The organism is Pseudoalteromonas sp. LC2018020214, from assembly GCF_016598755.1.
GTDB classification, from domain to species: Bacteria; Pseudomonadota; Gammaproteobacteria; order Enterobacterales; family Alteromonadaceae; genus Pseudoalteromonas; species Pseudoalteromonas distincta.
Map to the genome: position 1 here is coordinate 1,743,321 of NZ_CP066804.1, position 26,796 is coordinate 1,770,116.

Annotated in this window: 29 protein-coding genes; 15 read left to right on the forward strand and 14 right to left on the reverse strand. The window is 37.9% G+C overall.

The genetic code is table 11. The features are described from left to right. Nucleotides 1-233 precede the first annotated feature (233 nt). From JG479_RS07685 to JG479_RS07695, 3 genes are all read left to right on the forward strand, one after another. Nucleotides 234-476, forward strand: a complete 243-nt coding sequence (locus tag JG479_RS07685) for a hypothetical protein (protein WP_096793069.1) — start codon at nt 234-236, stop codon at nt 474-476. A 132-nt stretch (nt 477-608) separates the two neighbouring features. Beyond that, nucleotides 609-1,205, forward strand: a complete 597-nt coding sequence (locus JG479_RS07690) for a DUF6624 domain-containing protein (protein ID WP_008136411.1) — start codon at nt 609-611, stop codon at nt 1,203-1,205. A gap of 167 nt (nt 1,206-1,372) precedes the next feature. Further along, a complete protein-coding gene (locus tag JG479_RS07695; RefSeq protein WP_200220265.1) occupies nt 1,373-1,798 on the forward strand; it encodes a retropepsin-like aspartic protease in 426 nt (141 codons plus the stop codon). A 120-nt stretch (nt 1,799-1,918) separates the two neighbouring features. On the opposite strand, the gene JG479_RS07700 is transcribed toward JG479_RS07695, so the two are convergent. After that, a complete protein-coding gene (locus tag JG479_RS07700; RefSeq protein WP_200220266.1) occupies nt 1,919-2,953 on the reverse strand; it encodes a methionine synthase in 1,035 nt (344 codons plus the stop codon). A 78-nt stretch (nt 2,954-3,031) separates the two neighbouring features. Beyond that, on the reverse strand, nt 3,032-4,009 hold the full coding sequence (locus tag JG479_RS07705) for a DUF1852 domain-containing protein (protein WP_200220267.1): 978 nt from the start codon (nt 4,007-4,009) through the stop codon (nt 3,032-3,034). 609 nt (nt 4,010-4,618) lie between these two features. Here JG479_RS07705 and JG479_RS07710 point away from each other — a divergent pair. The 4 genes from JG479_RS07710 (at nt 4,619) to JG479_RS07725 (ending at nt 8,025) form a co-directional block, all read left to right on the forward strand. Continuing rightward, the gene (locus JG479_RS07710) at nt 4,619-5,368 is read left to right on the forward strand and encodes an ATP-binding protein (RefSeq protein WP_200220268.1); all 750 of its coding nucleotides are present in this window, start codon (nt 4,619-4,621) and stop codon (nt 5,366-5,368) included. 135 nt (nt 5,369-5,503) lie between these two features. Beyond that, nucleotides 5,504-6,517 (forward strand): DUF5924 family protein, encoded by a 1,014-nt coding sequence (locus tag JG479_RS07715; RefSeq protein ID WP_200220269.1) that lies wholly within the window; start codon nt 5,504-5,506, stop codon nt 6,515-6,517. Between the two features lie 72 nt (nt 6,518-6,589). After that, nucleotides 6,590-6,826, forward strand: coding sequence for a hypothetical protein (locus JG479_RS07720; RefSeq protein ID WP_182675841.1), 237 nt, complete (start codon nt 6,590-6,592; stop codon nt 6,824-6,826). Between the two features lie 395 nt (nt 6,827-7,221). After that, nucleotides 7,222-8,025, forward strand: coding sequence for a hypothetical protein (locus JG479_RS07725; protein WP_200220270.1), 804 nt, complete (start codon nt 7,222-7,224; stop codon nt 8,023-8,025). A 286-nt stretch (nt 8,026-8,311) separates the two neighbouring features. On the opposite strand, the gene JG479_RS07730 is transcribed toward JG479_RS07725, so the two are convergent. After that, complete coding sequence (locus JG479_RS07730; RefSeq protein WP_200220271.1) at nt 8,312-8,617, reverse strand: hypothetical protein; 306 nt, start codon at nt 8,615-8,617, stop codon at nt 8,312-8,314. A 7-nt stretch (nt 8,618-8,624) separates the two neighbouring features. Next, entirely contained in the window at nt 8,625-9,653 is a 1,029-nt protein-coding gene (locus JG479_RS07735) for a YHYH protein (RefSeq protein WP_200220272.1), read from the reverse strand. Nucleotides 9,654-9,905: 252 nt separating this feature from the next. On the opposite strand from JG479_RS07735, the gene JG479_RS07740 reads away from it, so the two are divergent. The 3 genes from JG479_RS07740 (at nt 9,906) to JG479_RS07750 (ending at nt 13,298) form a co-directional block, all read left to right on the forward strand. Next, nucleotides 9,906-10,565, forward strand: coding sequence for an NADPH-dependent FMN reductase (locus JG479_RS07740; RefSeq protein WP_200220273.1), 660 nt, complete (start codon nt 9,906-9,908; stop codon nt 10,563-10,565). Between the two features lie 267 nt (nt 10,566-10,832). Further along, nucleotides 10,833-11,282, forward strand: a complete 450-nt coding sequence (locus JG479_RS07745; protein ID WP_197237227.1) for a hypothetical protein — start codon at nt 10,833-10,835, stop codon at nt 11,280-11,282. A gap of 198 nt (nt 11,283-11,480) precedes the next feature. Next, on the forward strand, nt 11,481-13,298 hold the full coding sequence (locus JG479_RS07750) for a protein kinase domain-containing protein (protein ID WP_200220274.1): 1,818 nt from the start codon (nt 11,481-11,483) through the stop codon (nt 13,296-13,298). A gap of 106 nt (nt 13,299-13,404) precedes the next feature. Here the strand turns inward: JG479_RS07750 and JG479_RS07755 are convergent, their stop codons facing one another. Both JG479_RS07755 and JG479_RS07760 read right to left on the reverse strand, forming a co-directional pair. Beyond that, entirely contained in the window at nt 13,405-13,935 is a 531-nt protein-coding gene (locus tag JG479_RS07755; protein ID WP_200220275.1) for a hypothetical protein, read from the reverse strand. A 13-nt stretch (nt 13,936-13,948) separates the two neighbouring features. Continuing rightward, nucleotides 13,949-14,953: a YHYH protein gene (locus tag JG479_RS07760; RefSeq protein WP_200220276.1), complete on the reverse strand. Its 1,005-nt coding sequence runs from the start codon at nt 14,951-14,953 to the stop codon at nt 13,949-13,951. A 206-nt stretch (nt 14,954-15,159) separates the two neighbouring features. On the opposite strand from JG479_RS07760, the gene JG479_RS07765 reads away from it, so the two are divergent. Continuing rightward, nucleotides 15,160-15,591 carry a DUF3859 domain-containing protein gene (locus JG479_RS07765; RefSeq protein ID WP_197121899.1) on the forward strand — a complete coding sequence of 144 codons (432 nt, stop codon included), beginning with the start codon at nt 15,160-15,162 and terminating at the stop codon, nt 15,589-15,591. 98 nt (nt 15,592-15,689) lie between these two features. On the opposite strand, the gene JG479_RS07770 is transcribed toward JG479_RS07765, so the two are convergent. From JG479_RS07770 to acuR, 3 genes are all read right to left on the reverse strand, one after another. Then, a complete protein-coding gene (locus JG479_RS07770) occupies nt 15,690-16,106 on the reverse strand; it encodes a VF530 family DNA-binding protein (protein WP_002960902.1) in 417 nt (138 codons plus the stop codon). 72 nt (nt 16,107-16,178) lie between these two features. Then, complete coding sequence (gene acuI, locus JG479_RS07775; protein WP_200220277.1) at nt 16,179-17,171, reverse strand: acrylyl-CoA reductase (NADPH); 993 nt, start codon at nt 17,169-17,171, stop codon at nt 16,179-16,181. 49 nt (nt 17,172-17,220) lie between these two features. After that, nucleotides 17,221-17,856 (reverse strand): acrylate utilization transcriptional regulator AcuR, encoded by a 636-nt coding sequence (gene acuR / locus JG479_RS07780; RefSeq protein WP_200220278.1) that lies wholly within the window; start codon nt 17,854-17,856, stop codon nt 17,221-17,223. A 399-nt stretch (nt 17,857-18,255) separates the two neighbouring features. On the opposite strand from acuR, the gene rmf reads away from it, so the two are divergent. Then, entirely contained in the window at nt 18,256-18,426 is a 171-nt protein-coding gene (rmf, locus tag JG479_RS07785) for a ribosome modulation factor (protein WP_002960897.1), read from the forward strand. A gap of 65 nt (nt 18,427-18,491) precedes the next feature. Here rmf and fabA read toward each other — a convergent pair whose 3' ends face one another. Beyond that, a complete protein-coding gene (fabA, locus tag JG479_RS07790) occupies nt 18,492-19,007 on the reverse strand; it encodes a bifunctional 3-hydroxydecanoyl-ACP dehydratase/trans-2-decenoyl-ACP isomerase (RefSeq protein WP_002960896.1) in 516 nt (171 codons plus the stop codon). Between the two features lie 203 nt (nt 19,008-19,210). On the opposite strand from fabA, the gene JG479_RS07795 reads away from it, so the two are divergent. From JG479_RS07795 to JG479_RS07805, 3 genes are read left to right on the forward strand one after another with little or no spacing between them, the layout of a single operon-like run. Continuing rightward, nucleotides 19,211-20,068, forward strand: coding sequence for a 6-carboxytetrahydropterin synthase (locus JG479_RS07795; protein WP_039487832.1), 858 nt, complete (start codon nt 19,211-19,213; stop codon nt 20,066-20,068). Beyond that, nucleotides 20,061-20,879: a M23 family metallopeptidase gene (locus JG479_RS07800; RefSeq protein ID WP_200220279.1), complete on the forward strand. Its 819-nt coding sequence runs from the start codon at nt 20,061-20,063 to the stop codon at nt 20,877-20,879. Before JG479_RS07795 ends, JG479_RS07800 begins: the two co-directional genes overlap by 8 nt. A gap of 5 nt (nt 20,880-20,884) precedes the next feature. Continuing rightward, on the forward strand, nt 20,885-21,316 hold the full coding sequence (locus JG479_RS07805) for an acyl-CoA thioesterase (RefSeq protein WP_002960891.1): 432 nt from the start codon (nt 20,885-20,887) through the stop codon (nt 21,314-21,316). Between the two features lie 272 nt (nt 21,317-21,588). Here JG479_RS07805 and JG479_RS07810 read toward each other — a convergent pair whose 3' ends face one another. From JG479_RS07810 to JG479_RS07825, 4 genes are read right to left on the reverse strand one after another with little or no spacing between them, the layout of a single operon-like run. Next, nucleotides 21,589-22,911: a Na+/H+ antiporter family protein gene (locus tag JG479_RS07810; RefSeq protein WP_182715472.1), complete on the reverse strand. Its 1,323-nt coding sequence runs from the start codon at nt 22,909-22,911 to the stop codon at nt 21,589-21,591. An 8-nt stretch (nt 22,912-22,919) separates the two neighbouring features. Further along, complete coding sequence (locus JG479_RS07815) at nt 22,920-24,890, reverse strand: transglutaminase family protein (protein WP_200220280.1); 1,971 nt, start codon at nt 24,888-24,890, stop codon at nt 22,920-22,922. Further along, nucleotides 24,890-25,876, reverse strand: a complete 987-nt coding sequence (locus JG479_RS07820) for a DUF58 domain-containing protein (protein ID WP_200220281.1) — start codon at nt 25,874-25,876, stop codon at nt 24,890-24,892. The genes JG479_RS07815 and JG479_RS07820 overlap by 1 nt, the downstream gene beginning before the upstream one ends. Nucleotides 25,877-25,882: 6 nt before the next feature. Next, complete coding sequence (locus tag JG479_RS07825; RefSeq protein ID WP_002960884.1) at nt 25,883-26,788, reverse strand: AAA family ATPase; 906 nt, start codon at nt 26,786-26,788, stop codon at nt 25,883-25,885. Nucleotides 26,789-26,796 lie beyond the last annotated feature (8 nt).

A 26,796-nucleotide genomic window follows, 5' to 3' on the forward strand; every position in this document is an offset into this window, starting at 1 on the left:
AGGGTAAGCCCTTTTACCCTAAATAAAAGCCACTCAAACACCCGTAATCCCGTCCAAAACGCCAATTAAAACAATATCAAACACTTCTATATTTTGCGTAAAAATACAGTAATCAATTGAACCAAAATAGGAACTCAGCTATGGTTTGATTATCAATAAAAACAAATAGAAACGAGTTAATCTACAGGCTCGTTAGGTACACATGAAATCTATTGATGTAGGCAAAAATATTTGTGATTGAATTAACTACTTTTGATCTTTGGCTTTATGTAATCCTTGGTATTACATTGTCGTTTGGTGGGTTCTTTGTATTTCACTACTATAACGCTTGGGCCAAACGGCAATTAGAAAGTACTGACTCATCATTTATTCGCGGTTCAGCGTTAGTTTGGTTTGTTAGTTTTGGTATTTCATTAACGGGTGTTGGTATAACTTATATTTTTGGTTTACCACTATTTAGTTTATATTTTGGCTAGGTGCAAAGTGTACCTAGCAAGCCAATAATGGTAAGGACGCAAAAAGCATGGCTGCGCTCGTACCTCGCTAATTATAGCCATGCATTTTGCGCCCCATATCGGGGCGTTATATGTACAAGGAGAGTTCAGTTGATGCGTTACCTATTTTTACTGTTGATTATACCTTTTTATTCTTTTGCCGAAATTAACCTTCCTCTGCAAAAAGAACTAATTGAAATGGAAATTGAAGATCAACATATTCGAAACAAAATAGGAGAAGCTGGGTGGCAAAACCCGCCTAAAGCACTCCTAGAACAAATGATGAAAATAGATGAAAGTAATACAGGAAAACTTAAAGCTATCATTAAAAAGCATCATTGGGTAACAAGGGATTTAGTCGGAGTTAAAGGAGTTGGAGCAGCATTTTTAGTCATCCAGCATTCACCTGATGTTGCATTTAAAGTAAAAATGCTTCCTTATTTAAAGCAATCATATTTGAATGGCGAAGGTGTTAGCGGACAACAAGTCGCTCTTTTAACTGATAGAGCTCTTATTGCACAAGGAAAGAAACAAATCTATGGTACTCAAGCTGACGTGAGTGAAGGTAAAGTTGTGTTTAGCCCTATAGAAGATGAAACTAATGTAGATAAACGGCGTGAAGAAATGAATATGCCCTCTTTAGATTTTTACTTAAAAATAATGGAAAAAATGTACGGGATTAAAGAACACCCTGAAATAGACTTGAATTAATGTACATATAACAACACGCCCTGAGGTGGACGACTAGTAACATTTAGCTATTAATTGCAAATTTTAAAAGTGGTGAGACTCTGCGTTTTAAAGCCGCTAAATAAGTCGATTCATCGTAGGGTGTATTCGTTTTCCAACACCTAAATAAAATCTAACAAGGAACGTATATGAATTTATCTGAAGGCAAAACTGTAATTGAGTTTGAAATATCAGAAACAGGCCACCAAATTGTTGAAGCTAAAATTAACGGTAAATTGTTACGTTTTATTTTAGATACTGGCGCTGGGACATCTGTTTTAGACAGGGCATGCCTAAGTGAGTTAGGCATTGAAGAAATACTCAATGTTGAGAATGCAGCAGGCTTGGGCACTTCGGATCACGCTATGGGGGATATAGAAGTTCATTCAATTGAGTTTGGAAATGCCTTGTTTGAAAGTCCAGACTTTGTGTCACTTAATCTTGACCATGTTCAGGTCGCGGGTGGTGAAAAGGGAGTACATGGTTTGTTAGGCTCTCCCTTTTTTACTCAATACCAAGCAGTTATCGATTTTTCAAAAAACAGGCTAGAGCTTTTTAATAAAAAAATTAAATAACTACCTAAACTTTGTTCTTTTGTAGGTTTTAACTAGCACATCATGCCATGTTTATGGGTTTAACCATGGCATGGTGCGACAGCTGTTATTGTTTACAATTTGTATTTTAAAGCTACTTTTCTAGTTCTTTTTTAATAACTCTTTTCTTATAATTTCAGCCCCAGCGCTCAAGGCATTTAGTTTACCTCTGGCTATATGGTGAGGTAGTGGAGCCATGCCGCAGTTTGTACACGGGTAGAGTTTGTCGGCATCTACAAATTGCAGTGCTTTACGTAGCGTATTAGCTACTTCTTCTGGCGTTTCGATAGTGTGATTTGCTACATCAATTGCGCCTACCATTACTTTTTTACCGCGAATAAGTTCTAGTAAATCCATTGGTACATGCGAGTTATGGCACTCTAGTGAGATAATATCGATATTAGATTGTTGAAGCTTAGGGAATGCTTCTTCGTACTGTCGCCATTCATTGCCGAGTGTTTTTTTCCAATCTGTATTGGCTTTAATGCCGTAGCCATAGCAAATATGCACCGCGGTTTCGCATTTAAGCCCTTCAATTGCGCGCTCTAAACAGGCAATACCCCAGTCGTTCACTTCATCAAAAAATACGTTAAACGCGGGCTCATCAAATTGAATAATATCAACGCCTGCGGCTTCTAATTCTTTTGCTTCTTGATTGAGTATTATGGCAAATTCCCATGCTAGTTTTTCGCGGCTTTTATAATGATCGTCGTAAAGCGTGTCGATCATGGTCATTGGGCCTGGTAGTGCCCATTTTATTGGTTGATTGGTTTGCTTGCGTAAAAATTTAGCGTCTTCAACAAACACAGACTTTTGGCGGCTCACAGGGCCAACAACTGTAGGTACGCTTGCGTCGTATCGGTCACGAATTTTTACTGTTTTACGTTTTTCAAAGTCAACACCGTTTAGGTGCTCTATAAATGTAGTTACAAAATGCTGCCTTGTTTGCTCACCATCGCTAACAATATCAATACCTGCTTGTTGTTGGTCGAATAATGACAAGCGTAGGGCGTCGTGTTTTCCTTGGGTTAATTCGTCACCTTGTAATTTCCAAGGTGACCAAAGTGTTTCTGGCTCTGCAAGCCATAAAGGCTTTGGTAAACTGCCAGCGGTAGATGTAGGTAGTAATTTTTTCATAATAAATAATGCCGTATATTTTAGTTAATTATTAAACGTATCGTTAAGCGCGTTATTACTGGTTGTTGCTATTAGTTGTTATGACAGATAGCTAGTAGAGAATTGCTCAAGAACTCTTTGGTACGGCTTGATAAAATGCTCTTGCGCAAACTTGCCTTGCTCGTTTGCTAACTTGCCGCGCTCTTCTCGGTCATACACAATTTGCGTTAGTGAGTGGTCCAAGTTTTTTAAGTTTGGTTTATATGATTTACCCGCTGTTGCGTTGGCATTATAAATCTCTGGTCTGTAGATTTTTTGAAACGTCTCCATCGTACTAATGGTGCTTATAAGCTCAAGATTGCTGTAATCATTAAGTAAATCACCAAAGAAAAACAATGCTAAAGGCGCTGCACTATTTGGCGGCATAAAGTAACGTACCTGCAAGCCCATTTTTTTGAAGTATTGCTCAGTTAAAGACGATTCATTTGGCTCGTATTCAAAGCCAAGTACCGGGTGTTGGTTTTCAGTGCGGTTGTAGGTTTTGTTATCTGACACACTTAGGCATATAACCGGTGGTTTTTTAAAGTTTTGTTTGTATGTATCCGAATTTACGAATGACTGAAATAGTTTGCCATGTAAAACCCCAAAGTCATCTGGAATGCTAAATTGAGACTTGCCTTTATTGTGCTCTTGTAGGAGTACGCTAAAGTCGTAGTCGCGCACATACGATGAAAAGTTGTTTCCTACAATGCCTTCAATGCGTTTATTTGTTTTATGATCAACAATATTTGTTTTTAATATTTCGATAGAGGGGAAGCTTTCGCCGCCGTCTTCAATACCTATTTCAACAGAGATAATTTCAAGCTCAACAGCATAACGCTCACCCTTGGTGTTATCCCAGTGGGCTAGGGCGTTAAAACGGTTGTTAATCATGTTTAAGGCGTTACGCAAGTTTGCTTTGCGGTATTCACCTCTGGCTAAATTAGCAAAGTTGGTTGTGATACGTGTATTAGTTGATGGATGATAATTTTCGTCGAGTGAAACGCTCTTAATATTAAATGTAAAATCTTTTTTCATCGTGTTTATATCCAATTTTATAATTTAAACCTGATTGATGCTTTGCGCTTTATTAGCCTTGCAACTTACTTAGCTGGTTTAGGTATTCAGCGGCTTTAAGTTGTTAAATAGTGTTTAGCGCTAGGGATGAGTAATTTATACGTTGATTGGGATATGAAGAAAAACGGTTTAATTTCACATAAAACATGAGTCATATTCATTAATCATTATTGTTAAATTAGATTACGTAGCAATTGACGGAAAAAAGGCACAAATCGGTAAAAATAAAGGATGGATGCTTAGCCGTTTAGACTTCTATTGTTTTGGTGTGCACTTTATTCATGTTGAACATGAGGAATATTCAAAGGTTTTTTTTATAGCTATAACAGTACATTAGCCAAATTTTTAGTATGTTTCGTCGTTGTTTATACTAAAATTCATCACTGGATAAGTTTTAATTAGCTATAAAGGCAGATACTTCAGCTCATCTAACCTAAATGATAAACCGACTTTTTTGAGTACGTATAAATGCTTGTAAATTAATAAAAGCGTTATTAGCCATATTAGTAGCAATGGTAGTACGTTAACTAAGTTATACTCGTTTTTCATCACCTCACCTATTGAGTATTCGTGGATATCAAAGGCACTTGTATTGCATCAACTATTGATGAGCATGGCCCTGTTTATGTATATCAAACAAAAAAGAATCTAATTCTCAGCTTTGACGGAAAAATTTATCAAAGCTGTATTAAATTAAATAATATTAACGGGTTAAGCTTAGCTTATACGCAAGCTATGATGGCTGCGCTTTTTTTTATACCCAATTTAAAAACCGCGATGATAATGGGGCTTGGGGCGGGCTCTATAGCAAAAAGTCTTTATCATGCGTTTCCTGCACTGACTATACATACCGTTGAATACCGTAAAGCCGTTGCTGATATGGCTATAAAATATTTTGAAGTTCCTGTGTCAGAACGTTTGTTTATTCACATTGATGATGCGGCAAGCTACATGAAAAACACGCAGATAAAAACGGACGTTATTTTTTCTGATTTATACAGCTCAGAAGGGATGGAATCAGATCAGGTGCAATCATCTTACTTACGCTATTGTAAAAATGCGCTCACTTTTGATGGTGTTTTAGTACTTAATATTTGCCATACCAAAGTTGGGCAGAGGGAAGCGTTTGATCAACTACTTGAGAAAGAATTTGCAGGAAAGATTCTTAGTTTTATTATTGAAGGCGGTAATAAAATTGTGTTCGCTTTTAACAATAAAATGCCTGCACTTAGTGAGGATGAATTACTTGCTAAGGCTTACGCGTTACAAAAATTAATAAACGTACCAATGACGCGCTATGCCGGGCTTTTATTTAATTAAAACGGTTAGTTTGATTTACTGGTAAATAACGCGTTTAAATCCATCCGTCTATCTGTTGTTCATTTAAACTTGGTTAAACTAATCATACTCTGAATAAAAATAATAAAGTACATACCCGTACGGAAACACTTATACATGGATTACTGTAAAAATATAATCGCTAAATTTATAAGCGCGATGCAAAAGCGGCCTGGATTATTGGCTGTGTTGGCGTTTTTGTCGGGTGTTGCCAGCTTTGCACTTGTAGATAGAAAAGAGTCTTTTTCGCAAGTTATTGCGATATTTTTACTTATTAGTTGGTTGTGGCTAATTATTGATAATTGGCTACGAGACAAAGTAGAAGAAAAATTTGGTGTGGCTGTATCTCCTAATGTAATGCGTTTTGCTCTACAAATGGTGCAACAAGAAAGTCTATTTTTTGCTTTGCCGTTTTTTTTAGCGGTTACGCAGTGGGACCATCCTCAAGCATTTTTTACCTCCCTCATTGTGTTATGTGCGGTTATATCGGTAATCGACCCTTTTTATTATAAGAAGCTTGCTAAAAACCGTACGCTATTTAGTGTGTTTCATAACTTTGCTTTATTCGTTGTTTTACTTGTTACCTTACCTATTTTGTTAAACCTTACAACGAGCCAAAGTTTAGCTGCAGCCCTTGTAACGGCTGTAGTGGTTACTCTTCCGAGTTTAAACAATTTAATGCCTAATGCGCGCTGGTGGCGTTTTCCTATTCTTGTATTGATTTTATGTGCTTTGAGCACTGCTGTGTGGCAATTAAGAAGCTATGTGCCTCCGGCAGCGCTGCGCCTAACCGATATTACGTTAGCTCATGAAGTTGATTTACAACATAAAAAGCCCGTAGGGAGTATTAAACAGTTAGACTCTTATACACTGCATCATCAAGGTTTATATAGTTGGACCGCTGTTAAAGCACCAAGAGGCTTAAATGAAAAAATATTTCATGTGTGGCTTCATAATAAAAAAGAAGTTGATCGGATCACGTTAAATATAAATGGCGGGAGAGAGCTAGGTTATAGAGCGTGGACCCACAAGGTAAATTTCCCTAGCGACTCTGTTGGTAAGTGGCAGGTAAAAGTAATCACCGAATCAGGTCAGCTAATAGGTTTAACGAAATTTACTGTTACACCTTAATTAACTTAGCTGGCTGTATTTTAAACACATAGCTGATATAGTTTTTGTATTCCAAACTAATGGACATAGTTAATGAGTATTGCATTTGAGATTTTTATTTGGCTAATAGTTGATACTGGCTTGAGCTTTTTATTTTACTCGACCGGTTGGCTACTATTAAAAGTGGTTACGTTTGGGCTGTATAAAAGCGAGTTTAAAGACTTTGCATCTTATAAAGCGAGTAAAGCTAGAAGAGTCGACTTAACCTTCTTACTCGGTTTTGGTTTTTATGTTGCACTCATTGCCGTTATGGCTTATTTAAGTCATTAAACTGAAAAACAAATTAGGTTAATAATTTTAAAAATAATAAGCAGCTTAATGAGTTATTGCTGCTTATAGTTTTCCCCTTTATCGCACTTTTTTACACTTCCTACTTATACTTTTCCTGTTTTTGCAATAGGGAACACCTCACCGTGAGTACTATAACTATCATTTTAGCTATTAAATTAAGTACCTGCTAGAGCATTGCTCGGTGCGTATAAGGCTTTGGCTTGTTGGTTAAAACCCGAGCTAATTGCAACTTGTAGTTTATGGGTAATACTTAGTAAATACTTCAAAATCTAATAAATAAAACAATATATATGCATCTATTTATTGCGCTAACACGTTTTATAACAATACTATGCGCCACTTTTTACCATTTATGATGGTTTTGGACTTAATAAATGACTCACTATTTAAAATATGTATTTGTTATTACGACTCTCGCGGGAGTAAATACAGCTTACGCACAAGCAAAAACACAAGAACACTATCAAGAGCTTGAAGTGGGCGTAGGCGGAAATATTAAGCATACCCATACTGACGTAAATTATAAAAATAAAGAGTTTGATTTACATATTCACCCATTATGGGAGAGCCGATATGTTACCGAAGGTCGAGATAACCTTTCCGGTAATGGTATTGCATCAATTGCTACTGAGGTTAACTATAAAAACTTTGCGGTGATCCCTTGGGCGGCCAAAGGTATTAGTAGTGATTATTCAGAGCTTAATTTAAATGTTATTTATACCGCTCACTTATCTGAGCAGATAGAGATGTATGTAGGCTATAACTATATTAAAGCTCACGAAGAAGGCATTGATGCTCACGATAATGAGCTAAGCCTCGACGTTGCGTATTTTTATGCGGACGATATTCAATTATTAAGTAGTGTTTATCATTCATTTGATGCCAGCGGTACATTTTTGGAGATGGCAGTAAAAAAAGATTTTTATATTAACGATTTACTATCAGTAGATATTCAATCAAGCGTGGGGTTTAATGCGGGGTATGTTAGTGATGGGCACAACGGAGTAAACAACGTTAAGTTTACTGCAAACTTGTCGTATCAGCTTTTTAATCAGTTAGCCCTATACACATATTCAAGCTATAGCATTGCAGTTAATAAAGATGAGAAACGCTTTGCAGGTGACGAGACACTTCGAAATATATTTTGGGGTGGTGTAGGGCTAAGTTATCAATACTAATCGTAACGGTTTAAATTAATTAGGTGCAGTAAATTTACTGCACCTAATACCAATTCGCAATAATACTTAAACATTTCGCGGGGCTAAACGTGTCGCTACCTGAGTTAAAAAATTCTCATTTACGACTGCATAGATGAAGAAGGTAGAGCAATGCAGGAGCAATTGCCGAGAACAACCAAATCGCGTTTTTTTGCCTAGCTATCATCACGTTTTTCTACCCTCAAAATAGATCACTTAATTAAGCGAATTGGTATGATACAAAACCCACAACTCTTAACTCTTAAAACTACTTAAGATGCTTATTTTGATGTTCGTGGCTGTCATTGCTGTTATTCGTTTTACTTTCTTTGTTATCAACTTTTTGAATGGGTTGATTACGAACACACATTAAGTCATCAGCCATATATTGGCAGCTTCCTATATATAAGTCGTTATGCCCACCCTGATACTGACACGATTGTGACTTTTGCTTTTCAAAGCATGCTTTCACTGCTATTTGATTAAGTGGCTGAGAATGTGCTGCCGTATAAACACTTAAAAGTAATAATAAAGGAGCAAGTAAAACAAACAGTGACTTATATTTAATAGACATAATTTTCTCAATGCTTTGGTGGTGGTTTATTGCCTGGCGGCGGGCCACCAGCTGCTCTTACTGACTCACCATGAAGGCAGCCAATAAACAAATTTTCGCTCGGGCTGGCAGCATGATAATGATAGCCTCTGGTTTCATCTGTTATACCACGGCATTCGTCGAGTGACTCTTCATTGCCTTGTGCATCTTTCATTGCGTAAATACCGTAACCGTCAACGGCATAACCTATTAAAGGGGCGTGTCCGTCAGTACTTGGAGCTGAATTGGTACATCCGGTTGTTGAATGATAGTGATAACCTTGGTGCAGGTTAATATGCCCACCGCAGTCGTCAAATGCTGCAATTGTATAACTGCCCAAAATAGCATTTATAGGTGCAGGGCCTGAAAGTTCAGTACCATCAAGCGCTAAGCCCACGGTATGTAAACGGCTGGATTTTTTACTCACTATTGGTGTAGTTGGAATTAAATACGTAAGCGAAAAATTATCTTCTAAATAGGATAGCTCGCATTCAATACAATTTTGTTTGTATTGTTCTTCTACATCTGGGCGTGCAGCACCTGAGCAAGATTCTTTTGTTGCTGTATAACGAACTTTATTTGTTTTTGCGTCATACAATACCCATTTTTCATCGCCGTAGTATTCATCTAACTTAAGAATAAAGTCGCCAGTTAAGTCAACTAGCTCTCCTTTACCTTGTTTATCAAACCAAGTACCTGATACATCAGCTCCGTCTGTTGTGCTGCGAGGGCAAAATGGGCCAGGTTCTCTGCCTGCTGGTGCACCTGATGTAGTAAACTCATAACAGGTTGTTTTAGTACCTTGCTGGGTTTCACAATCAACAATTTTAGGCTCTGTAATAAAAGCCTCTTGTTTGAACATAGATAGCTTTATTGATTGATTTGCTTTTTGCGCCTCACTAAGTGATCTACTGACTTGCTCGGTATTTTTGTTAGTAGATGAGTCGTTGCAACCACTTAGAGTTAAAGCTGTTGCGGTAACAATGATTGCACATGCGCTAAAATTTTTTAAGCCCATTACTTGTATCCTTTTCGGTATAGGTTTTGGCGTACTTATACTGTGGCATATTACTGGTCAAATGTGTAAAAAGTATGCAAGCGAGTGAATTTAACACACGATAAAATATGTTTAACGGCGCGGTTGTTGCTAAATTTCAGTTTTAAATTTAATTATTATGCTTTGAATCAATAAACAATGCGTATGTGTAATACACAATAACTAAAAAATGTTAGTGTTTAGCTATCGTTTAAACACAGTTGATAATTACATATGAAGTTTTTAGTATTTTTAGGCACAGTACGCGATAGCACTCCACCAAAACCAGCTCGCTTAGGCTTAAGGGTTTCTAGGACTTGTATAGAATGCTTAACAGAGCATTTTGGCGATCATGAGTTTGAGCTAATTGATACGTTGGATTTTCCTAGCGAAAACGTATTTAAACCACACTTTGCATACGCTAAAAATAATGCACCTACAGAGCTCACTCTTTTAGCTGATAAAATTAAAGCCGCAGATGGTTATATAATGATTAGCCCTGAGTACAATCACAGCATGAGTCCAGCCCTCGCTGACTTACTTAATCATTTTGGTAGCTCACTATTTTCGTATAAACCAAGTGCAATAGTAACTTACTCTGCAGGACAGTGGGGTGGCGTAAGAGCGGCCATTAGTATGCGCACATTTTTATCTGAACTTGGCTGTTTGCCGGTATCGGCTATGATCCACGTGCCAAAAGCGCAAGATGTGTTTAGTGAGGATGGCAAACCTGTTGCCGGAGAGATTCAATCATCGTGGTTTAATTACTTCTCACGCACGTTTGGCCAACTAATATGGTGGGCGCAGGCTGCTAAAGAGCATACCGAGGTGGTTGACCCGCAAAGTTTGCTAAAAAGCTTTAAAACAGATCCTTCTCAGCGCAATGCGCCTTAATACCCGCTAACTAATTGTTTGGATTGATTATAGAAACATGGCTGCATATAGTGGTATCATTAACGCTACATATTTTTAATAATGCATAATACCAATTCGCAATAATAGTTAATCAATTTAAGGGATTAAATCGCTAACTGCATTAAAAGTTTCTGATATAGAACAACTCAATAACGAAATTTTTGCTGTGTTCTCAACACGATTTTCTTGTCTCAAAATAGATCACTGAATTATGCGAATTGGTGTAAGAAACAAGGAAATTGTGTCTTGAAATATCTAGCCTTACTAAGTGTGCTAACGCTTAGTGCATGTAGTTCTGTTCCCCATAAAATTGAAATGAGCCAAAGTACGGCAGCAAATATGAACCTTATCGCTTTAACTGAGCAAAGTGCACCAAAGGGTGTTGCTGGCACTTACCAGTTTCATATTAAAGCGGCGGGGGCTCAGGGGAGTTGGTTGTATTTAAATACCGAAACTGATTATCGCGACAGGCGTTCTATTACGATATCAATACAGCCTAATGTGGTAGCAGAGCTTCAAAGTAAATACGGACAACCAGCAGACACCTTTTTTATTGATAAAACAATAGAAGTAACAGGCGAAGCTAAACGAGTAACTATCGATTTTATGAGCCGTGGTAGAGCCACTAATAAATATTATTATCAAACGCACATAGCTGTGTCATCAATTAAGCAGCTTCGTGTTATAGAAAGTTAGCAAAAAGCAATGCACTGTATTTATATACAGTGCATTGTAAAAGCTTACTTTGAGCTTTAACGTTTACACTTAAATTTACTGTTCTGGCGCTACTTTAGCGCTGTTTTATTCCACGATTTCAAAACTCTTATTTAACCTATTGTAATCTCATTACATAAAACTAATAATTGGTTAGTTTTATAAATTTGAGTACCTGTATTGAAAGCCAAAGAAATCCGCAATTTTTATATCAACGAAGAGCAATCTGTTTATTTGCTTTCGCACCGCGATGCTAAAAAACACCGACAGTGGCTTAATATTTGTATTAAGCAGCTAACACTGCTGGGCTACAAAAACGTTGAAATGATTGGCTCGGGTGCTTTTGGTTTTGTGTTTGCAGGTGATGACGATAACGGCTTACCTTGGGTATTTAAGTTTTCGCGTATTACACTTGCCCAAAGTGTACGCGATCGCCTAGAAGACGAAGCGTATATGCTTTCGCAAATTAATAACCCCTTAGTGCCTACCTTTTATGCATTTGAGCGAATTAAAAAACAAGGGATTTTAATGATGGCTCGCGCCATTGGAGAGGACCTTGAAAAAGTATCGCTTAAAACAGGGCGCTTTAGTGCCGCGCAAATAATGGCGCTAGCTGTTAAGTTACGTAATGTATTAATTGATTTACGTAGTCACAAAAATGGCGTTAGCCCACAACCTATAGTGCATGGCGATATAAAACCTTCAAACCTTGTTTGGGATGCAAACACTAATGCGCTTTCGTTAGTGGATTGGGGCAGCTCTGTGTATGCACAGCTCGATAGTGATGGTAACCCTGTTGCGAGTAACTTTATGGATTTAATGTCGGGCGATTTAAGCACAACGAATGCCCGTATGGGCGATGTGTACTTTATTGGTGAAGCGCAAATGTCGGGAGAGCAATCATCCCCACGATTCGACGAACAAGGTGTAGCCGCCACGCTGTATGCGCTAGCATCGGCGCAGTCGTGTCGCTTTGGTGCACAAGCCATCCCTGCAAGCAGCTTAGGGCTCCCAAAAGAGCTGGCTAAGGTGATTGATGGCATGCTGTCAAAAAGTAAGGCCATACGTGATGGTGCTGGTGATTACTTTATGCGTAACATTACAACTATGGCCAAAATGTATTTACCTGAGCTTGATAAAAAACAAAGAAAAGCAGATATCCCTTTTTGGTATGGCAACGACGAGCAGCCCGACACGGTGGTATATAGTTCACGAAAACAGTTTTTACGCCAAGCCGATCATAACCAGCAATTACTAGATATAAACGACGCGCAACTTGACCGCTATTATAAAGAGTTTTTGTTTGATACAGGCGATACCGAAAAAGCATTTTTAGCATCAATAAGCCGATTAGCTAAGTACCCTGTAGTAGGTGGGCTTAGTTTTCATTGGAAGGATGAGTCAATGTTTGTTGAATCGTCTTTAATTATGCATGACGAATCATTGGGTGATGCCTTTAGTGATGCGATTAATAACACAGTGATGCTTGCGCAAGCGATTAATCAAAAAGGGTTATTTAAGTGTTGTTTGTTTGATGCCCGTAAAACCATTCAACTAGAGCGAGATGGCACCGGTGCATTTAAGTTTGATAGCCTACCAGAGCTTGAATACGAAGTTGTAAGCATGAAAGCAAACGACATAACCCGCCCGCATTCATACTTTGAAGACGGTAAAGACCCTGATGAGCAACTACAGCTACCTAAAAAAGTTATTAAGTGCGTATTTGAGCTTAACCAAATTCATCATACTGGGTGTATTATTTTTGAAGCACTGCCCGACAGAATGAAGATTCACCATTACTACCGCTTACTCGATTCGAGCAAAGAGATTGAGTTTAAACGTTTACTAAATAAACTTATGCAATACGCGGTAAATATTACGGACGTGGGTGTTGCGGGCTTTATGAAGTTGCCATATAAAAACACCCGTGAGTTTAGTTTATGTGAGCAGCAACAAGAGAATTATTTTCCTAAAAATCCCAAGCTTGTATCTTTATAGAAAGAACCCTTCACTAAAGAGTATTAAATAAGAAGACAAAGATAAAAAAGAGCACAAATTGGTTTAACTTGTACTCTTTGCCACTTAATTATTTAGGTAAGTATTACTAATTATTAAACACCTTACTAAAGGGCGACGTTGGTGATAGCTCAAATTGATGAGTTAGCTTTTGCGTTTTATTAGTCGCTGTAATTTGATAATGCTGCTTGTGCTCATTGTTACTAAATAGGTTAACGTTAAAGTTAACTTTGGTTAGTTTACTTGGCAAAGAGTAGCGCCCAGTAATGGTTACTTGGTCTATATTGTCGCTTTTATGTTTATGCGACGCTTCTGGGTTTAGCAAAAGTCCGTCAATAGTAAATTTATACTGATGATCCGCTAAATAAACGTTCTTTTTAACTCGCTTAGTTATTAGTTTTTTATGAGCGTTAAACTCAATTATTGACACTTTGCCATCCTTGTTTTCATCAATCCCTTTAAAAGCCGACATAGGGATTGAAAGCACAATAAACACGTTATTATCAACAAAATTCAGCGTACCGTGATCTGCAACCATTAAATGCGCATTTGCTAATGTTGATGTGCTCAATAAGCCCAATGTTGACACACTTAACAGATAATTTTTCATATAAGGCATAACTTACTCCTAATTAAACTTCGCCTTTAACGCAGCGTTGAAAAAACGGATAAGTGTCTGTTGCGTAGTAGTGGTATATCCCTTGAGGAAACTCAGGTGTTACGCCAACGCGGCCATTACATTCATCTAAATCACCAGAGCCTGCTACGTATTCCCAATCTTGTGCAAATGTACCTAATGGGTATATATCGGTAGAAGGGCGGTTTGCGCTTAAAGATGTTATGTGTTGGTAGCTACCGGTCATTACGGTTAGCGCTGAAGTTGCATCATTTGAGTCTGAATAGCCGTAACGTGCATAAATAGGAAAGCCGTCTGCTGCCCAGCCTATTAGAGTCATAGTGGAGCTATTACCACCTCGCATTGCTACAAAGCCTTCAGGCATACCATGATAATGATATGTGCCATCGGGTTGTACGTGTGCATTGTTGTCGTCTGTTCCAAAACTAAACGTGTCTTGGCTTAAGGCTTCTATATTCCAATTACCGCTGTTGTCGCCTAAATCGCAATCGGTGCCTGAATCATCGCAACTTCCGCCTGTGCCGGCGTCTATTTTAATGCCGTTAAGTACAACGCCTATCATTCCGCGAGGGCCACCAAGCATGGTTGCTTGTGTTGTCTCTACAGGCTCAAGTGTGTAGCTTTCATTTACTGATTGTTCAGAAATAGTATTTGGGTTATCGGCATTAGGGAATGTACCTACTTCGTGATCAGGTATGCCATTAGCGACTAAGTCGCGTGTAGTTCCTGTGCATGACCAATCTGCAGCGCTGGTGGCTTGTACTGATTCTGACTCGTTATATTCACTGTAGCTATATTCACAAAGCACGCCTTGGGTTGAGCTACTCGTACCTGTACCGTTATCTGTGATACTTTGAGATGAATCTGTAGTTGTTGAGGTATCAACTATGCCTTCTCCACCTCCGCAAGCAACTAACGATGAAACAACTAGAGCCAAGGTGCTTAGCTTTATAGCATTTACCCTATTTGAGTTTTTAATATTAAGTGCGTGTAGTTTCATTGCTGCTTACCTGATCAATTAAGTTACTTAAACAATAATCAGCAATTGTGCAAATAGTGTGTAAACAATGATGACAAATTAGCAATGATGTAAATAGGCGAAGTATTAAAGCTAAGTTGAGATTTAACTTTATTGGATTGTGTTTTATTTTAAAATTTCAAAAAGTTAAACTAATGCAAAAATAGCTAATATAAAAGGTTACCTTAATGGCTAAAACAAAACCTGTAGTGACGTTACAAAGTCACGGTATTTACTCTAAGTGGGACAGCGAAAGTAAAGCATTGCCACAAATAGAGCAATTTACAACAAATGTAATAGCTGAGGTAGATGTTGAGTTTGGCTTAATCGTAAATATTAAAAAGGGTAAAGGCGAAAAGCTTCACTATTGTATATACCATCCAGATATTCCAGACAGTGACGGTGATGTAATGGCCCCCTTTGAAGGTGATGTATACGTTAAAAACAGTGATTGGAACTTTTATTTAGGCGACACGCTTTGGTTGCCAATAGAGAATAAATTGGGTGATTGGCGTATGACGATTGAGCTAAATGGGAAAATTATTGCTGATAAAACTTTTAAGGTGGCATTAGAGGTAGAGCGTACTGAAACAGATTTTTGGAAAAACCGAGGGTATTGATTTCTATTTGTTAGCTATATGGTGTGGATGTAATAAAAATTAATAAAAGAGAGTTGTAGAGCCATTTAAAATAGCTCTACAAAATTAAATTAGCGTGTTTAGTTACCCCAAGGGTTACTAGAATTAGAGCGTTGTTTACGATCGCGAGCACGTTGCTTTGATGCTTTTTTTTCCATAATACGTTTTGCATCACTAAAACTTAACTCACATGGCTCACCAGGTTTATGATCAGCTGGGATCACGCGATCACGTGGCGGTAATTCGTATTGCACATCATCAGGTCTAGGTAAGTTTTTTAGGCGATAAAGGTAAAAGTTATCTACTTTTTCTTGTGCCCATTGTGTTTTACGTAAAAATTTAACCGCTGACTTTATATCAGGATTGTTTTTAAAGCAGTTAAGTTGTAAATAAGCGTGTAGGAGCTCCCACCCGTATTGTTCAACCAGCTCTTCAACCACTTGTTCTAATTTAACGCCTTGCAGTGGATTATTACTGAAAAGTTCTTGGTTGCTCATAGGTGTTGCCTCGTTATTAAAATACAAATTGCATTATAAATTTAATAACGAGGCTTTAACAGAGTAAATAGCTTAACTTTGACAATTAACTACAACACGACCGCGAATTTTGCCTTGCATTAGTCGCTCTGCGTTATCAATTACGTGTTCTAGTGAAATTTCAGTCGAAATTTTATCTAGGTAATCAGCGCTAACTAATTTTGCTAAACGATCCCACGCTTCAATTCTGTCGGCTTTAGGGCGCATTACGCTATCAATGCCTATTAGTGATACACCACGTAATATAAATGGGGCAACTGAGGCAGGTAAATCCATGCCTTGGGCAAGTCCGCAGGCGGTTACTACACCCCCATACTTTAGTGATGCACAAATATTGGCAAGTGTATGGCTACCTACTGAATCTATTGCCGCTGCAAAACGCTCTTTTTGTAAAGGCTTACCCGGATTTGAAAGCTCGTTTCTGTCAATTACCTGTTTAGCACCTAACTCTTTTAAATATTTACTTTGATCTAATCGACCCGTAGCTGCTGTTACGTTGTAGCCAAGCTGGTTTAATAAATAAATAGCAAAGCTGCCTACGCCACCATTGGCACCTGTTACCAGTATTTCGCCAGATTCAGGGGTTATACCTTGTTTTTCAAGAGCTATAACACTTAGTATAGCGGTATAACCAGCGGTACCTATTTGCATCGCTTGTTTTGGAGAAATACCTGCAGGCAAGGGGATTAGCCAATCGCTATTAAGTGCCGCTTTTTGAGCAAGCCCGCCCCAATGTTTTTCGCCTACACCAAAGCCGTTTAATATTACGTTATCGCCATTTTTAAATTCATCGCTGGTGGAATTTGTAACCGTACCCACTAAATCGATACCTGGCACCATAGGAAAACTGCGTACAACGGGGCCTTTACCAGTAATTGCTAAACCATCTTTATAGTTAAGTGTGCTGTATAGCACGTCGATTGAGACGTTTTCGTTTGGTAAATCACTATTTTCGATAGTCGATAATGAGGCGCTGTAGGTATTATCTTCTTTATTAATAACAATGGCTTTAATTGGGTTACTCATGGGATATCCTTTTAGACCGATCGTCTTTTAATTGGTAAATAAAAACGCATTAGGTTAGTAATGCGCGTAAAAACATTTCTGTATATAAAGTAAGTGGAGTATTTGATTTTGTGAGCTTGGCGCGCATAACCGCACCTTCCCAGCCAATCCAAAAGTACTCACTCATCAATTTTGTATTTACATGGCTTGCAATAGTGCCTTGTTTCTTAGCTTGGTTTAAGCAAACCTCTACCTGGTTTTGCCAAGCGGTGTAGCTTTGCATTAATCTGGTTTTAAACCCATCACTTAAATGGTTAAGCTCTTGATTTAAGTTACCTACTAAACAGCCACGTTTGTAATCGTATTTTTTCATTCCTTTAATTGCGCTTTGGGTAAAATTAACGATTCGCTCAAGTGGTGGTACATCTTCTTGCTGTAGGTAATGGGTAAGCTTTGCAATAAAGTAACTGTCGTATGCATCAACAAGGGCAATGCCGTAGGCTTCTTTACTTTTAAAGTAATGATAAAAAGAGCCTTTGGGTACAGCCGCTTTTTTTAAAATAGTATCGAGCCCCGTGGCGCTAAAGCCAAATTCAGTTAGGGTTTCTAGGCCCGTGCGAATAAGTAACGCTTTGGTATCGGCGTTCTCTCTGGCTATTTTAGGTGGGCGACCACGGCGTATTGGTGTTGATGTATTTTTGTTCATGTACGTATATTAGACCGATCGACTTTAAATAATCAAGTATAATATTTAATTGTTCAAAAAGAATGCAAATCGGGTGAATAAAAATAACTGAAATAAAAGTGTCACGATTACATTTTTGTTTGGAACTTAGTCAATATTAGTCGGTCACAAATAAAGCACATAAGTGCTTTTTAGCGATTATTGAGTCGCATTTTATTTAGCATAAAACCGGTCAAATTAAATGTTGTATGACCACTTACTTTTTTAAATGTTAATTCATTTTTGCATCAGCAGCTTAGTTAAAGTCAAACAATTTAATTGCTTTTACGATTTGAATTTTACATTTTTATTAACTATTCATTAAATGTAGATTTCACTAATGCTACACAATATACAAATAAAAAGGTGAGGATATTACCGATGAAGAGACAGAAAAGAGATCGTTTAGAAAGAGCTCATTCTCAAGGTTTTAAAGCAGGTTTAGCAGGTCGCTCAAAAGAGCTATGCCCTTATCAACAAGTAGATCCCAAATCAGAGTGGTTAGGAGGTTGGCGTGAAGCGATTGAAAACCGCAACATGTACAAAACCTAAAATCAATAATCGAATTTAAGCAAAAAGGCCTCCACGTTGGAGGCCTTTTTGTACGCATTTAAAAATTAAAACGCGCTAGTGTCTTGGAACAAGCCCACTTTTAAATCTTTTGCTTCATAAATTACTCGGCCATCTACTTCTACAGTGCCATCTGCAACGCCCATGAACAATTTACGTTTAATTACGCGTTTCATTACAAGGCGGTAAGTTACTTTTTTATTAGTTGGTAAAATTTGGCCAGTAAATTTAACTTCACCCACACCTAGCGCACGGCCAAGACCAGGGCCACCAGACCAACCTAAGTAAAAACCAACTAGTTGCCACATAGCATCTAAGCCTAAACAACCTGGCATTACTGGGTCGCCTTTAAAATGACAATCGAAAAACCAAAGGCTAGGGTCAATATCAAGCTCAGCAACAATTTCGCCTTTCCCATGAATACCGCCATCAGCAGTAATAGAGGTAATGCGATCCATCATTAACATGTTGTCACTTGGTAAACGGCAGTTACCTTCACCAAACATTTCACCTTGACCACACAGGATCAACTCTTCTTTTGTATAGCTATTTTTAGGTTCCATAACACTTATCTTCGCTTAGAAATTGCCAAGTACTTTAGCGTACACTTGTACGCTAAACAACTCGGAGCAGTTAAAAAATCAAAATATTGCATATTAAATCATCAATCAATCAACGCGATTGGTTTTTGCACTATAAAACCGCGCAATTACAATCAGAAATCATTATAATTAACGCTGTCTTATAACCAGTCTAAAGGAAGTTTATGATCCTTTTTGTTAACTCACTAACTGTGATTGATTTTTCTTACTTATGTAACAAACGCGGCGCCGTTGGCGAGAGCTGGATTGTTGATTTAACTTTGCACGGTAAACTTAACGAAGAGTCTATGGTTTTAGACTTTGGTTTAGTTAAAAAGCAAATTAAAGGCATTATAGATGAGTGTATTGATCACCGTTTAGCAATTCCTACAGGGCTTAATGGCACTGTATCTGAATTTGACGAGCATAAAACACTCGACTGTACATTTGGTGAAAATAATCACTTAGCTATGAGCGCTCCTCATCAAGCTTATTGCATGATTAACGCAGACGAAGTAACGGTTGAATCGGTTACCGAATTTTTAATTGCGACTATTTTACCGAAGCTACCAGATAACATTGAAAAAATTGAGCTGTCTCTTAAGCCTGAACACAGCCAAAGTTTTTACTATCATTACAGCCATGGCCTTAAAAAGCATGACGGTAATTGCCAGCGTATTATTCATGGGCATCGTTCTCAAATTGGTATTAGCCTAGATGGTATCTCTATGCCGCGCTTGCAAAAAGAATGGTCTCAAAAGTGGGAAGATATTTACTTAGCCACCAGTGAAGATCAAATTAACGCAGCTGATTTAAAACACATAACAGCAAAAGCGGGTGATGTATGTTTTGCTTATACATCGGCACAAGGCTATTTTGAAATGGCTATTAGCGAGTCTCGTTGCGACATTTTGCCAGTAGATACCACTGTAGAATGTATTGCAGAACATGTAGCTGCCCAAATTAAAGCCCAATATCCAGAAAAAGCAGTGAAAGTAACCGCTTATGAAGGTGTTGGAAAAGGATCGATTAGTTATGTTTAAAACACTTTTAGCAACAGCGCTTGTTGCCTCTGCTAGCTTTAGTGCTATGGCGCTTGAGTTAAAAGGACATTTAACACAAGGCGGTTTAGTTACTGGAAAGCTAGAAAACGCTAAATCAGTAAGCTTAGATGGCAAAAGCTTAAAACTTTCACCAAAGGGTGATTTTGTATTTGGTTTTGGTCGTGACGCTGAAACTACTCATACTTTAAAATGGGTAGATAACAATGGTAAATCGCATTCTCAGCCGCTAGCTATCACTAAGCGCGAATATAAAATTGATAAAATTACCGGCGTAGCTAAAAAATATGTATCTCCGCCAAAAGAAGTTAGTGCGCGTATAAGCCGCGAAGCAGTTGCTGTGCGAAAAGCCAGAGAAGTAGACTCTGATTTACTGTACTTTTTAGACCCTGTTTTAAAGCCTGCAGAAGGGCGCATATCGGGTGTTTACGGTAGTCAGCGCTATTTTAATGGTGAGCCTCGTCGTCCGCACTTTGGCTTAGACATTGCCAATAAAACAGGCTCTCCTGTTTACGCGCCTATAAGTGGTACCGTGGTATTTGCTGAACCTGATTTATACTACTCAGGTGGTACATTAATTATTGATCATGGCCATGGTATTACCTCAACTTACATTCACTTAAGTAAGCTTGATGTAAAAGTGGGTGATAAAATTGAGCAAGGTAACAAAGTGGCTGAAATTGGTGCAACAGGGCGTGTAACAGGTCCTCACCTAGATTGGCGTTTTAACTGGAAAGGCGAACGCCTTGATCCTGCATTACTAATGCAAGATACATTAGCAAACAAAAAGTAGAGATTATGACTGACGTAAATCGCGATGCAATAATTGCTCAGCGTATTGAAGACTCAACCACATCGGTAACTAAAACCGTGTTTCCAGGGCGTACTAATCATCACAATACTTTATTTGGTGGTGATGCACTGGCGTGGATGGATGAAGTGGCATTTATAGCAGCGACTCGTTTTTGCCGTAAGCCTTTGGTAACTATATCTTCTGATAGAGTCGACTTTAAAGAAGCCATACCAGCAGGTACTTTTGCAGAGTTAATAGCTAAAGTAGTGCATGTAGGTAACACCAGCTTAAAAGTTGATGTAGATATACTATTAGAAACTATGCACAAAGACGATAAGCATTCAGCCATTAGTGGCAGCTTTACGTTTGTAGCAGTTGATGATAACCACAGACCAACTCCGGTAGTATGCGATAAAATGATTTATGGTTTTGATTAACTTAAAGTTTTGAATATGCGCTAAAGTAAATTTATATAAGCACCTTAATTGGTGCTTATATAACCCCATTAAAAGAACACATCATACTAAATATTCATAAAGTATAACCTCAACAACAGAGTTAGTATTAACTAAAAGAAAGTAGTCAAACTGGGGGGGATTGATAGGGGGGAGAGTTGTTGGATTTGGATACTAAAAAGGTATGCTTTTAACATACCTTTTTGGTTATATTTAGATTTTAATTACATTTATTAAACTTACATAAATACTTTTTAAAGTACCATTGCTGCAATCCAGCCAAATATCAGCAGCGGAATGTTAAAGTGAATAAACGTTGGAATAACAGAGTCTCTAATGTGGTCGTGCTGGCCATCGGCATTTAAACCCGATGTTGGGCCAAGCGTTGAGTCTGAAGCAGGGGAGCCTGCATCACCTAGAGCGCCCGCAGTACCAACAAGCGCAGCGGTAGCCATAACAGAAAACCCAAGGTCTAAACATAAAGGAACAAACAAAGTTGCAATAATAGGCACTGTTGAAAACGAACTGCCAATTCCCATTGTAATTAATAACCCGACTAACAAAATAACACCGGCGGCCAAAGGTTTATTACCATCAAAAAGGGCGGCTGCGCTGTGAACTAAGCTTGCTACATCGCCAGTGGCTTGCATAACCGATGCAAAACCTTGTGCCGATATCATAATAAAGCCAATCATGGCCATCATCGCAACGCCTTTACTAAATACGTCGCCGTTTTCTTCCCACTTAACTACACCAAAAACACTAAATATCATTACACCTACTAAGCCACCTAAAATCATTGAGCCACTTAGGTTTTGTGCAACAAGTGAGGCAAGTACTGCAAAAAGCCCGACAATCATTACTTTTTTAGGGTTTTCGACTTCAGCCGATTTACTTTGAGTTGTTAATGGGAGCTCGGTGTATTCGCGACGTTTTTTGTAAGTAATAAATACCGCAATAAGTAATCCAATAAACATACCTAATGCAGGAATTATCATCGCCACAGGGACTTGGGTATTTACAATGTCTAGGCCGTTATCAACTAGGTTTTTGTGCAAAATAGAATATAAGTAAATCCCCCCAAAACCATAAGGAAGCACCATGTAAGACGTTGCTAATCCAAATGTTAAAATACACGCTATAGCACGCCTGTCTAATCTTAGCTGATTAAAAACAACGAGTAACGGCGGGATTAAAATAGGAATAAACGCTATGTGTACAGGGACTAAGTTTTGCGAAGAAATTGCACAACCCAAAATAATTAATAAAATGAAGTAACTTAAAAATGTTTCATTACCGCTGCCTTTTGCATTTACTTTAGCAAGTAGCTTATCAGCGAGAATGCGTGTTAAACCCGACTTAGAAATAGCAACGGCAAACGCGCCGAGCATAGCATAACTTAGTGCAATTTCAGCTCCAGCTGAAAGGCCAGAATTAAACGCATCAACACTTTCTTTTATGCCCAAGCCTGCAGTAAGACCTGCAACTAACGCGCTTATGATCATGGCAACAATGACGTTAACGCGAGCCAGAGATAGCCCGAGCATTAAAATAACGCCTATAACAACAGCATTCATAGTATTCTCTATTTGGAAATTTTAATTAATTTTATCAGATCTTTAGCCTGAGTTTTACGCTCTTTCGTAAAAGGTTTTTTACCATAGCGTACTTGGTTAAATAACTGCCTAAAAGTGTTTATAGATTGTGCAGAACGAGGAAGTTGATCAGCAAAAAAGTCTAACTGCTGACTCGGTGTTAAATTATCGGGTATATTTATTTTTTGTTTTTTAGCCCATGCTTTTACTTCATAAAACTCTTTAACCATAGGCGCTAATTTAGCTGGGCGTTTTGGTAAGTTTAAATAAATAAAATAACCTATAAAACAAAAACCAGCTGTTAGTAAAACCATTAATGGTACAAGCCAAATATTTTTACTACCAAAAATTGATTTTAAAAAATCATTTTGTTTTTCTTCGTCAAAACCAAGTACCCAGCTAGACCATTGATAATCGAGGTTTTCAAGTTCCAACCTTAACCAATTAATAGCCGGGAAATTACTTAAACTCACTAAACCAAAATCAAGATTACTTTTAAATTCGTCATTCAGCTCTTCGTTTTGCGAAAGTGAGCCATTTAAACGCTCTGGTGCGACAACAGCGGTTGCATCAAAAATAACCCAACCTTCGTTTTGTAAATATACTTCTACCCAAGCATGTGCGTCGTACTGGCGAACAGTGAGCGTATTATTATCTTGGTTTAATTCACCGCCTAAATAGCCACTTACTAGTCGAGCGGGTATACCTGCGGTTCTAAAAATGTACGCGGCGGCACTGGCATAGTGGCCACAAAAGCCACGTTGATTATCAAATAAAAATTGATCTATGGTGTTATCGCCGCTCATAGGAGTGGGTGTTAATGTGTAAGTAAATCCCGTACCTGCAAAGTACTGTAATAAGCTATTGTAAAAATCGCGGTCAGAATGTGTATTTTGCTTTAAGTTTTTAGCAAGTGATGATGTTTTTACATTCTTTTTATTGGAGAGGTATTTGTAGCGTTTTTCTTCAAATTCGCCAAGCGGTAAAGCTGTGAAGTTAAAGCTATTTACATCGTATTGTAAGTTTTTAGCTTGGCGACTTTTTTTACGCAATAAACCTAGCGAATTACCTTCAACATTTGGTGAGTTACTACTGGAATACGCTAAACCATAGAGCCATTTTTGTGTAGCAGGCTCTGCAATAACTGAGTAGCTTGCAATAAGTTGCTCATCATTTTCGCTCTGCGTATTTGTTTTTACATTATTATATTTTAAAAAGTCAGACGTAAGCCACGCATTACCATTAAACTCATCATGGACTATTGCTCGCCAATAATAAGGCGCTACAGGTTTTTCTTCGTTAAATTTAGCTCTAAACACAAGTTCATCTGAGTTTGAAAGCTTTGCAATATCGAATGGATCGACTTGTTCAGAAAGCCCTGTTTTAGCAAGCTTAGGCCCAGGAAGCTGCCAAAAGGCGGGCATTTTTGGTAAAAAAAGCAGTAAAAATATAGCTAAAGGAAGCGCTAAAAGTAGCAATTTACCACTTTGCTTAGAGGCGATTTTTAAATTATGTTTGGACTCGAGTAGGCCAAGTACTGCAAAGTTTAATATGTATAAACAACTTACAGTTAAAGTCGTTAAAATGCTTTGGTTAAATAAATACACCGATGAGAGTGAAAAAAACGTAAGCGTTGTAATTACATGATAGTGTTTTTTGGTTTTAGCCTGCAGCAGCTTAAATAAACTAGCAAGTAGCAGCATAGCCACAAATAAAATAACCGTATCCGACATGCCTACTGTGTAGAGCATTAAACCTAATGACACACCTGCGAGTATATTTGCCAGCCAAGCATTTGGCTTTGGTTTATTACTTAGCGTTATGTAAAAGCTCCATGCACAAATAAGTGTAAGTACACCAACAAAAACAAGCGGTAAATGTGATACAAAAAATACAATCAAACATGCATATATAAAAGACAGCGAATAATTTATTACTTTTTCATTTTTAAGTATGTCCATTACACATCACCATTAAATGAGCATAGTAATTTTAGGCATTGCTGCTTATGTTGCTGTCCGGTATTTGTATTTATTGTTTTATTCGGTAGCTTTAACATAAAAGGGGTGTTTTTCTCGGTTGCTTCACACACTAAAAAGCATAATTGGCTTAAGCGTTGTTCTGTATCTCCATTCATTAACGTAAAATCGAAGAGCGCATTTGCTATTTTAAAGTCTACAAACTCTTTTACTAACAACTGCTGAGTTTTTGCGTAATGCTTCCACGACACTCTTTGCAACCCCATTTCAGGTAAATGTGGGATAAGAGACTCAAACTCTTCGCTACCAGATTGTGTAGAAATACCTTTATCGGCTTGCTCATCAAGCATAGAAACATGCGCATCACTGTGTACTTGTTCAAGCGACGGGTATACAAATATATCTTCTTGTAATTGAATGTAGCTCCAAACAGTCATCAAACCAAAGGGATAGTTACTCGCTATTTTAATACGTTGCACTGAGTACTTACCGCGTGAGCTGTAGGGTAAGTTGAGTGTAAGTAACTGAGGTTTACTATCAACTTGGCCGGTATGTTTGTGAGTTTGCTCACTATCTTGATATGTTAAATTAATAGATTGGGTAACAGAAGGGCTTTGTAATTCAAATATAATACTCGGTTTTTGAGGAGCGTAGCTGTTAAATGCATCTTTAAATTTAACTGTTAAGCCTTTAGCGTTACTGTAGCCCATTAATACAGCAATAATCATTACCACAAACATAAGATAAGACATTATTAAAATTAAATTATTTTGATAATTAATGCCCATTACAAAGTTTAAAATAGCAACAATTACAAAGTACCAACCGAGGGATGATGGCAATACATAAATTGTTCTGTGTTCAAGTGTAATTGAGTTTTTTAAATGTTTATTTTTTAATAACTTATTAAATACACTTTGCTTAAATGACTTAAATAAAGAAGGGCGCTTAGCTGTTTTTTTTGGCATAAAAATTTATACCGGAACTAAAACGTTTTTTAAAATATCATTTACTTGCGCTTCACCTGACTCGTTATGCAAACCTAATCGATGCTGACACACACTTGCAAATACAGCTTGAACATCTTCTGGCATTACAAAATCACGACCATCAATAAAGGCCCACGACCTAGCCGCTTTAGCCAGAGCCATACTAGCACGAGGTGATAACGATGATGCAAAAGCGTTGCTTGTGCGTGTGTAATTAACAAGCTCTATAATGTAGTCAATAACCGGGCTACTTAAAGTAATTTGGCTTATCTGGGTTTGAATTGCCGCTAACTCTTGTTGGTTAATACGCTTAGGTAATTGGCTGTAATCTCGTTTTTGCATATTCAAAATTAAGCGTTTTTCGGCTTCTTTAGGTGGAAAACCTAAGCTAATACGCATTAAAAAACGGTCTAATTGCGACTCAGGTAACGGATAGGTACCTGATTGGTAAAGCGGGTTTTGTGTTGCAATCACAAAAAATGGATTTGGCAGCGTATATTTTTTTCCATCAACTGTTACTTGTTGCTCTTCCATTGCTTCAAGCAACGCACTTTGTGTTTTGGGCCCTGCGCGGTTTATTTCATCAGCTAAAACAACTTGGCTAAAAATAGGGCCTTTATGAAACGTAAAACTGTGCTCGGTAGAATTAAATACATTAGTACCCAAAATATCGGCAGGCAGAAGATCACTGGTAAATTGTATACGCTGATACGATAAACCTAACACAGCTGACAATGCATGAGAAAGAGTGGTTTTTCCCATGCCAGGCAAATCTTCAATGAGTAAATGCCCTTCGCTAAATAAGCATGTAAGTGCCAGTTTTATTTGTTGTTGTTTACCAAATATAACACTCGAAAGATCTTCTATAATCGCAGTAACAGTACTATGCATGCTAACCT